11 protein-coding genes and 1 pseudogene are annotated in these 12,033 nt (G+C 72.6%); 6 read left to right on the forward strand and 6 right to left on the reverse strand.

What is annotated here, in order from left to right:
• Position 1: 1 nt before the first annotated feature.
• The 4 genes from AB0F91_RS38640 to merB all read right to left on the reverse strand — a co-directional run bounded on the left by AB0F91_RS38640 (position 2) and on the right by merB (position 4,410).
• A complete protein-coding gene (locus AB0F91_RS38640; protein WP_360605985.1) occupies positions 2-925 on the reverse strand; it encodes a phytoene/squalene synthase family protein in 924 nt (307 codons plus the stop codon).
• On the reverse strand, positions 922-2,400 hold the full coding sequence (crtI, locus tag AB0F91_RS38645; protein WP_360605987.1) for a phytoene desaturase family protein: 1,479 nt from the start codon (positions 2,398-2,400) through the stop codon (positions 922-924). The genes AB0F91_RS38640 and crtI overlap by 4 nt, the downstream gene beginning before the upstream one ends.
• Complete coding sequence (locus AB0F91_RS38650) at positions 2,397-3,488, reverse strand: polyprenyl synthetase family protein (RefSeq protein WP_360605989.1); 1,092 nt, start codon at positions 3,486-3,488, stop codon at positions 2,397-2,399. The genes crtI and AB0F91_RS38650 overlap by 4 nt, the downstream gene beginning before the upstream one ends.
• Before the next feature lie 235 nt (positions 3,489-3,723).
• Complete coding sequence (merB, locus tag AB0F91_RS38655; RefSeq protein WP_360605991.1) at positions 3,724-4,410, reverse strand: organomercurial lyase; 687 nt, start codon at positions 4,408-4,410, stop codon at positions 3,724-3,726.
• Between the two features lie 101 nt (positions 4,411-4,511).
• Here merB and AB0F91_RS38660 point away from each other — a divergent pair, with 101 nt between their 5' ends.
• The 4 genes and pseudogenes from AB0F91_RS38660 to AB0F91_RS38675 form a co-directional block, all read left to right on the forward strand.
• Positions 4,512-5,396 (forward strand): methylenetetrahydrofolate reductase, encoded by an 885-nt coding sequence (locus AB0F91_RS38660; RefSeq protein WP_360605993.1) that lies wholly within the window; start codon positions 4,512-4,514, stop codon positions 5,394-5,396.
• Positions 5,397-5,438: 42 nt separating this feature from the next.
• Entirely contained in the window at positions 5,439-7,124 is a 1,686-nt protein-coding gene (locus AB0F91_RS38665) for a DUF885 domain-containing protein (RefSeq protein ID WP_360605995.1), read from the forward strand.
• A gap of 580 nt (positions 7,125-7,704) precedes the next feature.
• Positions 7,705-8,358 (forward strand): hypothetical protein, encoded by a 654-nt coding sequence (locus AB0F91_RS38670; RefSeq protein ID WP_360605997.1) that lies wholly within the window; start codon positions 7,705-7,707, stop codon positions 8,356-8,358.
• A gap of 279 nt (positions 8,359-8,637) precedes the next feature.
• A pseudogene (locus AB0F91_RS38675) lies at positions 8,638-9,492 on the forward strand (EamA family transporter); the annotation flags it as partial.
• Here the strand turns inward: AB0F91_RS38675 and AB0F91_RS38680 are convergent.
• Together AB0F91_RS38680 and AB0F91_RS38685 are read right to left on the reverse strand one after the other, a co-directional pair.
• A complete protein-coding gene (locus AB0F91_RS38680) occupies positions 9,491-10,063 on the reverse strand; it encodes a GNAT family N-acetyltransferase (protein ID WP_360605999.1) in 573 nt (190 codons plus the stop codon). The pseudogene AB0F91_RS38675 and the gene AB0F91_RS38680 overlap by 2 nt on opposite strands.
• A complete protein-coding gene (locus tag AB0F91_RS38685) occupies positions 10,060-10,584 on the reverse strand; it encodes a YbaK/EbsC family protein (RefSeq protein WP_360606001.1) in 525 nt (174 codons plus the stop codon). The genes AB0F91_RS38680 and AB0F91_RS38685 overlap by 4 nt, the downstream gene beginning before the upstream one ends.
• A gap of 221 nt (positions 10,585-10,805) precedes the next feature.
• On the opposite strand from AB0F91_RS38685, the gene AB0F91_RS38690 reads away from it, so the two are divergent.
• The gene (locus AB0F91_RS38690; RefSeq protein ID WP_360606003.1) at positions 10,806-11,267 is read left to right on the forward strand and encodes an SAV_6107 family HEPN domain-containing protein; all 462 of its coding nucleotides are present in this window, start codon (positions 10,806-10,808) and stop codon (positions 11,265-11,267) included.
• Entirely contained in the window at positions 11,257-12,024 is a 768-nt protein-coding gene (locus AB0F91_RS38695; protein WP_360606005.1) for a maleylpyruvate isomerase N-terminal domain-containing protein, read from the forward strand. The genes AB0F91_RS38690 and AB0F91_RS38695 overlap by 11 nt, the downstream gene beginning before the upstream one ends.
• Positions 12,025-12,033 lie beyond the last annotated feature (9 nt).

The raw sequence follows: 12,033 nt of genomic DNA on the forward strand, positions 1-12,033 counted from the left end.
CTCAGAGCCTACGCAAGCGGCCGCGGGCCCACACACTGAGCAGCTGCGGCAGAGCCACGGCCAGGCGGCGGCCCTTGCCGACGACCGCGCGCCGGTTCAGCACGTCGTAGTCCAGCGCTTCGATCTCGTCGAGGATCCCTTCGTACAGCGTGATCGCCATGCGCACGCAGGGCCGGGATTCGGGGCGCAACAAGGGGATTCCGGCTTCGGCGCGCCGGTACACCGCGCGGGCGCGCGACACCGCGACGGCGAGCGCGCGCCGCACGCGCGGGTCGGGCACCCCGCGCCGGCGCGACTCGATCAGCAGCTCGCGGTCCACTCCGAACGCGGAAAGTTCTTCAACGGGCAGATAAAGCCGGCCGCGGTCGAGGTCTTCGCCGATGTCACGTAAGAAGTTCGTGAGCTGGAACGCTTCCCCGAGCGCCGCGGCGCTGGGTTCGGCTTCCGCCAAGGGAACGACGGTGCCGAACACCGGCAGCATCTGCAGCCCGATCACGCACGCGGAGCCGTGGACGTACTCCGCGAGATCCGCGTACGTGGCGTACTCGGTGACGGTGAGGTCCATCCGCATCGAGTGCAGGAACGCGTCCACGAGTTCGCGCCGGATGCCGTAGCGGCGCACGGTGTCGGCAAGCGCGGCCGGCACGGGGTCGGCGGGCGCGCCGCCTTCGTAGACCTCGTCGACCATCCCGGCCACGTGGTCCAGCGCGGCCTTGGGATCGGTGCCGGGTTCGGGGTTGTCCACGAGTTCGTCGGCCATGCGCGCGAAGCCGTACAGCGCGTGCGCGGCCGGCCGGGCCCGCGCGGGCAGGAGCCGGGTGGCGAGGAAGAACGTGCGGCCGTGGTGGGCGTTGATGCGGCGGCATTCGGTGTACGCTGCCTGCAGGCCGGGGTCCGTGATGCCGGCGGCGTCCAGTTCTGTCACCGGCCGGTGATCCTTTCCGCGGCGAGACGTCCGGAGATGAGCACCGGCGGGATGCCGACGCCGGGGGTGGTGCCGCAGCCGGCGAGCACCACGTTGCCCGCGGCCCGCACGAGGTTCGCAGGCCGGAACGGGCCGGTCTGGGTGAACGTGTGGGCCAGCGAGAACGGCGTGCCCGCGGACAGCCCGCGCGCGGCCCAGTCGGCGGGCGTCACGACCTCGTCGACGGTGAACTCGTCGGCGAACCCCGTGAGCCCGCGGGATTCCAGTGTGCGCAGCAGTTCCGCGCGGTAGGCGGGGCCGACGCGCGGCCAGTCGATGCGGCCGCGGCGCAGGTTCGGCGCGGGCGCGAGCACCGACACGATCTCGCCGCCGTCGCCCGCCAGCCCCGGTTCCGTCGCGGTGGGGCGCGTGACGAGCAGCGAAGGATCGCTCATCAGCCGGCCGTCGCGCACGACCTCGGCGAACGTCCGGTCCCAGGCGCGGCCGAAGAAGATCGTGTGGTGCCCGAGCTGCGGCCACGACCGCTTCGCGTGCCCGTGCAGGACCACGGCCGAAGGCGAGTAGCGCAACGGAAGCACGCGGCCGGGCCGGGCACCCAGCAGCCGGTACGCGGTGCCGAGCTCGGTGGCGAGCACCACCGCGTCGCACTCGATCCGCTCGCCCGAGCGGGTGCGCACGGCCCGCACCCGCGACGACACCCGCTCCAGCCACGCGGCCTCGATGCCGAAACGCAGGTCGGCGCCGGCTTTCGCGGCGGCCCCGGCCATCGTGCGCGCGACCGCGCCCATCCCGCCGCGCGGGTAAAAGACACCGCCGACGGTGTCCATGTACGCGATCACGCCGTACGCGCCGAGCGCCCGTGCCGGGTCCAGCCCCGCGTACAACGACTGGAAGGAGAACAGTCGCCGTACGCGTTCGTCTCGCAGGAACCGCGCGACTTTCGGGCCGAGCCGGCCGAACCCGCCCAGCGCGGCGAGCTTCACCAGCTCCGGGCGCACCAGGTCGAGCGGCGAATCGAAGTTGGCGCCGATGAAGTGGTCCTTCTGCGCCGCGTACAGGTCGGTCAGCCAGCGCCGCAGCGCGCGGTAACCGGCGGCCTCGGCGGGACCGGCGAACGCGCGGATCTCGGCCTCCATCGCGTCGCCGTCGGTACGCAGCGCGAGGGTGCTGCCGTCGGCGAAGCGGGCGTGGTAGGCGGGGTCGAGCTTGGTGAGCGGCAGCGTGTCCGCCAGCGATTCGCCGACGGCGTGCAGGGCCTCGTCCACCAGCTCCGGCATGGTCAGCACGCTGGCGCCGGTGTCCACGGCGTTGGCACCGAAGTCCTGCTGCCCGGCGCGCCCGCCCGGCACCTTGTCCTGTTCCAGCAGCGTCACGCGGCGGCCCGCGCCGAGCAGGTGCAGCGTCGCCGACAGGCCGGCCAGCCCCGCCCCGACCACCACCACGTGGTCGGTGGGCCCGGAGACGGTCTTGGTCACGAGGTCCGCCGCGTCGCCTTGCCGACGAGGTCGGCCAGCGCGGCCGGAGCCGGCTCGGCCAGGTGGGCCCGCTCGAGGGCGGCCATCGCCGAGGCGGTGAGGTCGTCGATGCGGTGCTCCACGGCGTCGACGGCACCGACGCTCGTCAGGGCTTCGCGCACGGCGTCCACGGCCGTGTCGGACAGGTCGGCCTTGCCGATGGCGTCGGCGATCACCTTGGCGGCGGTGCGGTCGCCGCGTTCGTCGGCCAGCTGCAGGCCCAGCGCCACGAGCAGGGTGCGCTTGCCCTCGCGCAGGTCGTCGCCCGCGGGTTTGCCGGTCACCGACGGGTCGCCGAACACGCCGAGCAGGTCGTCGCGCAGCTGGAACGCCACGCCGACGTCGCCGCCGAACTCGAGCAGCGTGTCCACGAGCCGGTCGTCGGCTCCGGCGAGCGCGGCGCCCAGGTGCAGCGGGCGCTGCACGGTGTACGCGGCGGTCTTCAGCCGGTCGATGCGCAGCGCGGCCTCGGGTGACGCGTCGCCGACGGCCTGGGTGCGGACGTCGAGGTACTGCCCGGCGAGCACCTCCGTGCGCATCGCGCGCCAGGCCGGGCGGGCTTTCGCCAGGGTCCGGGCGGGCAGCGGGGCCTCGGCGAACATGTCGTCGGCCCACGCGAGCGCGAGGTCGCCGACGAGCACCGCCGTGGCCAGCCCGAACGTCGCGGGCGAACCCAGCCAGCCGTGGTCGGCGTGCACCTTGGCCGACGCGACGTGCACGGTCGGGTTGCCGCGGCGCGAGTCGGAGGAGTCGATGAGGTCGTCGTGGATCAGGGCGCACGCCTGGATCAGCTCGAGGCTCGCCACGACCTGCAGCGCGCCCTCGGCGGCTTCCCCGGAGGCCGCCCCGCCGGCTCCGCGCCAGCCCCACCACGCGAACGTCGGCCGGATGCGCTTGCCACCGCACAGCACGAAGCCCGACAGCACCTCGATGCCCGCCGCGACACTCGGCTCCGTGCGCACGATCTCGTCGCCCGCGCGGCCGAGGAACGCGGTCAGCGCACGCTCGACGTGGGCAGGCAGATCGTCGTCGAAACCGGGCGCGTCCATGCCGCCATCATCCGGGGCGCGGGCCCGGCCGGTCGCGCCGGGTGCCCTCGATGTGGCGCACGAGACGTCTGCTGCCGGGTGTGCTCGGCCGGTCGCGGGCGTGCGCCGCGGCGGCAGCGCCCGGCGCGCGGCGGCCGGGCTCCGGGCGTCTTCCGAGCAGGCCCGGCTCGGCGGACGCGAACCGCCGCGCGGACTTCGGCCCGCCCGGCGGCCCGCAACCGGGTGGCCGGGGTTCTCAAAACCGCCCGGTCCAGAACCCGCCGGGCAGCCCGGCGGCGGTGAAGTACGCGGCGGCTTCGGCCGGTTCCCGGCGCCGGTAGCCGTGCTCCAGCCGTCCGGCGTACCAGCCCTCGGCCAGGCTCCACAGAGCCGGGAGCCCGAGCACGGCGCCTTTCGCCATCCCCGTGCGCTCGGTCCATTCGTCCACACAGGACTCGCCGCAGAACAGGCGCTGCACGGAACACGTGTGGCGCACGTCGTCCCACATCCGGGCCGTCGGCACGGGGAAGTGGGTGACCTGCGGTCCTTCCGGCGGCGCTTCGCGGGTCACGACCAGGGCCGTGGGCTCGGTGCAGCACGGGCAGCGCGTGGCGACGAGCACTTCGGGCTCGGCGGGCACCAGGTGCGGGATCGCGAACGAGTCCCACGCGCAGCCGCCCCACCACAGCGTGCGTTCGCCCATCACGGAGAAACCCAGCGGGATCGCCGCGAACGGGTGGGCCAGCACCACGTGCTCGCACTCGTCGAGGACCAGGTGACGGGCGTCGGCGAGGCGGTGCAGTGCCTGCTTGGCCACGGCCAGCGAGCCGTGCGCCGCGTCGGCCAGCTCCGGCGCCGTCGGCGCGCGTCCGTGGGTGGCGAAGGCCCGGTACACGGCCACTCGCACGTCTTCGTCCCAGTCGGTGTCGTCTTCGCGGCTCATCGCTGGCTCCTCGCCGGAGGGTGCGAGTCCGACGGTACCCGTGGCCAAGGCCACGCGCCGGGGCTCCCAGCGTCCGGTTTCGCCCACTAACATGTCCGTTCATGACGTCGGTGATCGAGCGGTTGCAGGGGAACGGGCCCCGGTTCTCCATCGAGTTCTTCCCGCCCCGCGACGAGGCCGACGAGGCTGTGCTGTGGCGCTCCATCCGGGAGCTCGAGCCGTTCGACCCGGCGTACATGTCGATCACCTACGGCGCGGGCGGCTCGAGCCGCGACGGCACGATCCGCAGCATCGCCCGCGTCGCCACCGAGACCACGCTCTGCCCGATGGCGCACCTGACCGCGGTCGACCACTCGGTGTCGGAGCTGCGCAACGTGATCGGCTGGTACGCGGCCGTCGGCGTGCGAAACATCCTCGCGCTGCGCGGCGACCCGGCCGGCGAGGTCTACGGCGACTGGGTGCCGCACCCCGAAGGCCTGACGTACGCCGAGGAGCTGGTGGAGCTCATCCGGTCGCTGGGCGACTTCTGCGTCGGTGTGTCGGCGTTCCCCTACGGCCACCCGCGGTCGCCCGACCTGGAGTCGGACACCAAGTACCTCGTGCGGAAGTTCCGCGCCGGGGCCGATTTCGCCATCGCGCAGCTGTTCTTCGAGGCCGAGGACTTCCTGCGGCTGCGCGACCGCGTGGCCGCCGCGGGCTGCGACGCGCTGGTGCTGCCCGGCATCATGCCGCTGACCACGCTGCGCACCCTGCACACCACGATCAAGCTCTCCGGCGCGCCCGCGTCGCAGCGGCTGCTCGACCGGCTGGAGCCCCTTTCGGATGATCCGAAAGCGTTCCGCGCGGCCGGGATCGACGCTGTCACCGAACTGGGTGAGAAACTGCTCGCCGAGGGCGTGCCGGACCTGCACTTCTACACCTTCAACCGGTCCAAGGCCACGCGCGAGGTGGTGACGCGCCTCGGGCTCGTGCCGGCCCGCGCGTAAGTCCGTACCTCCGGCGGGGCCCAGGCCGGTACGGTTCGGCCCATGGCTTCCACCGAACACAGCGTGCACGGGATTTCCGACCGGTACGTCGACGACTACGCGGCCGTGGACCCGGTCGCGGCCACCATGCTCGGCGTCGCGGGGTACGACGACCAGCTCACCGACTACTCGCCCGCCGGCCACGCGGCCCGGGCCGCGCTCGCGGCCAAGGCGCTCGCGGACGTCACCGCCGCCGAACCCACCGACGCGGGGGAGCGGGTCGCGAAGGCGGTGTTCACCGAGCGCGTGGGACTGGACGTGGAGATCCACGATGCCGGCCTCGACGTCGCCGCACTGAACGTGATCGCGAGCCCGGTGCAGGACCTGCGCATGGTGTTCGACCTGATGCCGATGGACACGCCCGAGCAGTGGGCCGACATCGCGGCCCGCCTGCGCAAGGTCCCCGACGCGCTCGCGGGATTGCGCACGTCGCTGCTGACCGCGGCCGACGCGGGGCGCGTGTCGGCGCTGCGGCAGGTGGGCAAGGTCGCCGAGCAGTGCGACACCTACGCCGGCCTCGGTGAGGGGCCGAGCTTCTTCACCGGCCTCGTGGGCAACGCGGGCGAAGTGGGTTCGTCGCTGGTGAACGACCTGCAGGCGGGCGCTCGCGCGGCCGACGAGGCGTTCGCGGAGTTCGCCGGCTTCCTGCGCGCCGAGCTCGCGCCGAAGGCCCCGGCCAAGGATGCCGTGGGCGAGGACGTCTACCGGCTGTGGTCGCGTTACTTCATCGGCGCGGAGCTGGATCTGCGCGAGGCGTACGAGTGGGGCTGGCACGAGTTCGCCCGCATCGACACCGAGATGCGCGCGGTCGCCGAGCGGATCCGTCCGGGCGCTTCCGTCGCGGAGGCCGCCGAGGTGCTCGACGCCGACCCGCGCTACCGCGTGCACGGCCGTCCGCAGTTCGAGGCCTGGATGCAGTCGCTGTCCGACGAGGCCCTGAAGTCCTTGCGCGGCAAGCACTTCGACATCCCCGACCGGCTCATGGCATTGGAGTGCCGCATCGCCCCGCCGGGCGGCGGCGTCGGCGCGTACTACACCGGGCCGAGCGAGGACTTCACCCGTCCCGGGCGGATGTGGTGGTCGCTGCCGGCGGACAAGGACGAGTTCACCACCTGGCGCGAAGTGTCCACTGTGTACCACGAGGGCGTGCCGGGCCACCACCTGCAGATCGCGACGGCCGTCAACCAGGCCGCGTCGCTCAACAAGTACCAGCGGCTCATGACGTTCATCTCCGCCCACGGCGAGGGCTGGGCGCTGTATTCCGAGCGCCTCATGCAGGAACTCGGCTATCTGTCGGACGACGGCAACCTCCTGGGCATGCTCTCGGAGCAGCTGTTCCGCGCCGCCCGCGTCGTCGTCGACCTCGGCATGCACCTGGAACTCGAGATTCCGCGCGGCACGGGCTTCCACGAGGGCTCGCGCTGGACCCCGGACCTCGGCCTGGAGTTCATGCTCACGCGCACCATCACCGACCAGGCCCACGTCCGCGACGAGATCGACCGCTACCTCGGCTGGCCCGGCCAGGCCCCCGCGTACAAACTCGGCGAACGCCTCTGGCTCGCCGCCCGCGACGACGCCCGCCGGCGTCTGGGGGATGCGTTCGACATCAAGCAGTTCCACACGCGGGCGCTGGAAATGGGCGGGATGGGGCTGGACACGTTGCGGGAGCAGCTGGCTCTGCTGAGCTGAGCCCTGCCGTCGGCTCGGGGGCTCGTCCCTGCTGAGACGGCGGGTTTCTCCTTGCGCAGCCCTGAATTCTCGGGTTGCCCACAGCTCCCGGCGAGTTGTGGGCAACCCGGCCCCAGACCGGCTCGATGCCGGGTTTTGTCGGTGGGGCCGGCAGAGTGGAAGGGGGACGCCCCTCGGGAGGGCGGGCGGTTCCGGCAAAGTCCTTTTTGGGCCGTGTGCGGGGCGGGCACGGTTATGGTCGATCGTGTGAGTGTCCAGGCCCCAAGATCGTGTGAGAGAGCCGTGCGCGCTGTTCAGTCGTGCCTGGTCCTGCCGTGGTTGGTCGTCTGGCCCCGGTCATGGATGGTGATACTGGTCCGGGGTGGGTCGTGGACCGGCGTGTGCGGTGGGTGCCGGATCCGCGGGATCGGCTTGGGGCGCGGCATTCGGTGGTGTCGATCCTGGCGCCGGCCGCGGCGGCGGGGGCGCGGTCGTTCGCCGCGATCAGGGAATGGGCCGCAGACGCCCCGCAGCACGTGCCGGCATTGCTGTGATCCATGCCTGACTGAGAAGACGAGTCCCGGCAGAGTCCGATCCCGCCGTGCTCCCGGCAACGATCGCGGAGGACGGTGAATCCCTGCGCGGCACCTTCAGCCGCGCCGGGGCGCACCTGCTCGCCGCGAGCACCCACGACGACGCCGTGGTGCTCGTTCAGCTCCAGGTCCGCGTCGAGGCGACCGAAATCACCTGGTTGCCGCCGTTACCGGACCCGATCGACCTGGCCGGAAAAGTGGTCATGGCCGATGCCCTGCCCGTCACCGCCGACCACGCCCGCTACCTGCATTCGCGCGCCGCGGCCTCCGTGTTCACCGTCAAAGGGAACCAGCACCGCCTCCACGGTCTGCTCGACACCCCGCCCTGGCGCCAGATCCCTGCCCACAGCACCGACAACCGCTGGCACAGCCGTAGCGAGCGACGCGTCACCGCAGGTCACGCCAATCGGTCAGTTCCTGGGCTACCCCACGATCGACTTCCCGCACGCCGCGCATCCCGAGCCCGCACCGGCTCCGCACCCCGCGTCACGGCCGGCTCGCGCGACCTCGACACCAGCGCATCCCGCAAAGCCGGACACGCCACCATCGCCGCCGCACTACGCCACCTGACCGACACACCACCCGAGCCCTCACCCTGCCCGGAATCCACCACTGAACACCACCAAGACTTTGCCGGAACCCTGTTTCGGGAGGGCGGTTGATGTGTGCCTCGGGTGGTGGCCTCGCAATAGACCAAAAGCGCCCTTTTCCCTTCCGCCACCGCGAAAATCCCGTCGCCCCACCGTCGCTCCAATCCCTAGACTCCTGCCCGTGCATCGGATCTTCCTCGTCACCCCACCCCCCGCGCTCTGAGCGGGGTGGTGCCCGCCGCGTGAGTCCGCTAGAGGACCCCGCGGCTGATCAGTGCTGCACGAAAACTGCACGAAACACCTGCCCCGCGTCGTCGATGTCCGAAATCTTTCGACGTTGGAGCGTTGTCCATGTCAGTTGTCCTGTCCGAGCGCGCCCGCGGGTCGGTCGCGCTGGTTGTCGCCGGGGTGTTGTGGGGGACCGGGGGGTCGGCCGGGTCGTTGCTCGGGCAGCTCGCCGGGCTGCACCCGCGGGCCGTCGCCGCGTATCGGTTGCTGCTGGGGGGTGCCGCGGCGATCGCGGTGTCCGGCAAGGGGATTCCGCGGACCCGCATCCACCTCAAGCGGGTGTTCGGCGTCGGCGTGTTGTTCGCGTTCTTCCAAACGACGTACTTCGCAGCCGTCGCGCTCGGGTCCGTCGCCACGGCGACCATGACCACCATCGGCGCCGCGCCCGTGATGCTCACCATCGCCACGGCGATCCGGACGTGGCGGGCGCCGCGGTCCTGGACCGTGCTGTCGGTCGTCGCCTCGCTGATCGGCCTGGTGCTGCTGTCCTGGGCGCCGCACTTCGAAACCTCGAAAGCCTCCGTCGTCCTGGCGCTCGCCGCGGCTGCCGGGTTCGCGGTCCTCACCACCCGCCCGGTCGACGACCCCCTGGCCACCACCGCGTACGGCTGCCTCACCGGCGGCCTCCTGCTCACCCCGGCCGCCCTCACCCTGGGCATGGCGCTGCCCGCCCGGCCCGACGTCCTGCTCGTCGCCGTCTACTTCGGCGTCGTGCCGACGGCGCTCGCCTACGCCGCGTACTTCAAGGGCCTCACCACGGCCCACCCCGTGCTCGGTGCGCTGTCGGCGCTGCTCGAACCGCTCACGGCGACGATCCTGTCCGTCGCCTTCCTCCACGAGCACCTGAGCCCGCAGGGCTGGGGCGGCGGGGCGCTCCTGACCGCGGCGCTGGCCGTCGGCTACTGGCGCTCGGAACCTACTTCGGGTCGAGCGGCAGTGGACGGCCGAGGATCGCGAACGGACGTGGGTCGCCCGCGAACTGGTAGTCGCGCAGCACGTCGACGAACCCGGTGCGCCGGTAGAGCTTCCACGCGCGGCTGGTGCCCTCGGGCGTGGACAGCAGCACGTTGGCGTTTCCGACGCCGTCGAGCAGCCGGCGCAGCAGGTCCTCGCCGATCTGCTTGCCCTGGTTCTCGGGGCGCACGTGGATCTCGGTGAGCTCGAAGTAGTCGCTCATCCACCGCTCGGCCTCCTCGGGGCCGGAACGGCGGGTGAGGCCGTGGCGCACCTGCTCGTGCCACCACTGCCCGGCGCGGCCCTTGTACCCGTAGGCGAGGCCGAGCAGCACGTCGTCGGTGTCGAGGGCGGCCATGCAGCGCCAGCCCTCGCGCAACGCGTGGGTGAGCCACATCGGCGCGCGCTGCTCGGCCGTGCCTTCGGGGTACTGCATGGCCTTGACGTAGATGGCCAGCGCTTCGGGCAGGCGTGTGCGGAACTCGTCCGCGGACAACTGCACGTATCGGGAACACCCGGAGGACATGGCGGTCACGGCTGTCCATCCTCCACTCCCGCCGCGAGCGCGCCGGGGGTGCCCCCGGTCAGCTCGACGAGCCCGGCGAACGTCGTCGGGAAAACCGACTTCGGGTGCCCGGCCGCGGCCCATACCTCGTCGTACGCGCGCAGGGCCGTGTCCACGACGGTCACGAGCCGCCGGGGGTGCCCGACGGGGGCGACGCCGCCGATGGGCTGGCCGGTGTGCTCGCGCACGAAGTCCGCGTCGGCCTTGCCCACCTCGGCGAGGCCGGCGAGCGCGGCCAGGCGGGCCGGGTCGGCGCGGTGCGCGCCGGAGGTGAGGGCGAGCAGGGCCGTCTCCTCGCCGCCGGCCGTGCGGGCGCGGAACACGAGGCTGTTGGCGATCGCGCCGACCTCCACCCCGAGCGCATCGGCGGCCTGGGCCGCGGTACGGACCTCGGCCGGCAACACGCGCACACCCTCGGCGGCGGCCTGCTGGCCTGCTTCGCTCAGAGCGGCTGTGACCTTGGCGACGGCGGGATGGTCGAGGGAGCTCATGCGGTTATGAGACCACGCCGACGGCGCCGTGTCCCGCACCACGTCCCCGGATTCCACCGGCGGGGTTGAGAGAACGCGGCACCGGGGGTTACTCTGGAAATCGTTCGAACAGACGTTCGACATCCGGTGAGTGTTCACCGGCAGGTGCCCGGCGGAGGGGCGGGGGAAGCGCCCCGCAGCCGGGCACCTGCCGGACTCGCCCGAGCGGGAGGAGGGTCGTCATGTCCGTCTCGGTCGTGTCCCCTGACCCCGGGCAGCCCCAGCTGCCCCTGTCGCTGCGTCCGCCGGCACCCCCGGCGGCGGCAACCCTGCTCGCCCAGGCCAAGCGCGGTCTGGCCGACGCCGAAAACGAACGGGATCCCGCCGAGCGGTTCATCGGCGCCTACCTCTCCGCTCTGCGCGGTGCGGCGGCGGTGCTCGCCGTGCGCGGGCGGCCGCGCCGGGGCCGTGGTCGTCCGGCCAGCGGTTGGGTGCTGCTCGACGCCGTGGCGCCGGAGCTGCAGGAGTGGTCTGCCTTTTTCGCGGCCAACTCGGCCACGCGCGCGGCCGCCGAAGCCGGCATCACCGGAAAGGTCACGGCCGAATCGGCCGCGAGCCTGCTGCGCGCCACCGGTCTGTTCCTCGAGCTGGTCCGCCGGCTCGTCCACGGCCTGCCCATCTCCGGCGAAGCCCATGTCGCGTGAGCTCGGTCCGGTCGACCACGGCCGGTTGCTCGAAGCGCTGGAGATCGAAGCGCGGGTACTGGGGGAGGTGGCGCACGCGGCGTCGGTGGAGGCGCCGGTGCCCACGGCCCCCGGCTGGACGCTGGGGGAGCTGCTGCGCCACGTCGGCAGCGTCCACCGCGTCACCCTCGGCTGGCTGCGTGAGGGCCACAAACCCACGCAGTGGCAGCGCATTCCGCACCAGGACGAAACGGTCGCGGAGTACTACGTCTCGGGCCGCGACGCGCTGATCGCCGAGCTGGCCGCCCACGATCCGGCCGACCCCGCGGCCACCTGGTGGTCCGCCGATCCCACCTACGGCTTCTGGCGCCGCCGCACGCTCCACGAGACGCTGATCCACCGCGTCGACGCCGAGCGAGCCGCCGGTGTCGACCACCCGGCCGTGCCCGCCGACCTCGCGACCGACGGCGTCGACGAGGCCCTCGCTCTGTACTTCGGCCACAAGCTCGCCCTGCTCGGCCTCACCGGCACCCGCCACGGCACCGTCGGCATCCAGACCGGCGGCCACAGCTGGATCGCCCGCGCCGGCCCCGAAACGATGGACGCGTGGCGCTGCTCACCCGAGGAGGCCGAATCCGCCGACGAACTCGTGAGCGGCGAACCGGCCAACGTCTACCTCTGGTTGTGGGGCCGCGCCGCCCCGACCGCCGTCGTCTCCTCCGGCGGCCACGACCTGGCCGCCCAACTCTGGGCCTTGCTGCGGCTGGCCACCCGCTGAACCGGAAAG

Origin of the sequence: Amycolatopsis sp. NPDC023774 (assembly GCF_040639695.1) — a bacterium.
Lineage (GTDB): Bacteria > Actinomycetota > Actinomycetes > Mycobacteriales > Pseudonocardiaceae > Amycolatopsis.

Bases quoted from the DNA above. Each gene is read 5' to 3' on its own strand.
- AB0F91_RS38650 (WP_360605989.1), bottom strand. From the start codon at position 3,488: ATGGACGCGCCCGGTTTCGACGACGATCTGCCTGCCCACGTCGAGCGT.
- merB (WP_360605991.1), bottom strand. From the start codon at position 4,410: ATGAGCCGCGAAGACGACACCGACTGGGACGAAGACGTGCGAGTGGCC.
- AB0F91_RS38660 (WP_360605993.1), top strand. From the start codon at position 4,512: ATGACGTCGGTGATCGAGCGGTTGCAGGGGAACGGGCCCCGGTTCTCC.
- AB0F91_RS38665 (WP_360605995.1), top strand. From the start codon at position 5,439: ATGGCTTCCACCGAACACAGCGTGCACGGGATTTCCGACCGGTACGTC.
- AB0F91_RS38685 (WP_360606001.1), bottom strand. From the start codon at position 10,584: ATGAGCTCCCTCGACCATCCCGCCGTCGCCAAGGTCACAGCCGCTCTG.
- AB0F91_RS38690 (WP_360606003.1), top strand. From the start codon at position 10,806: ATGTCCGTCTCGGTCGTGTCCCCTGACCCCGGGCAGCCCCAGCTGCCC.
- AB0F91_RS38695 (WP_360606005.1), top strand. From the start codon at position 11,257: ATGTCGCGTGAGCTCGGTCCGGTCGACCACGGCCGGTTGCTCGAAGCG.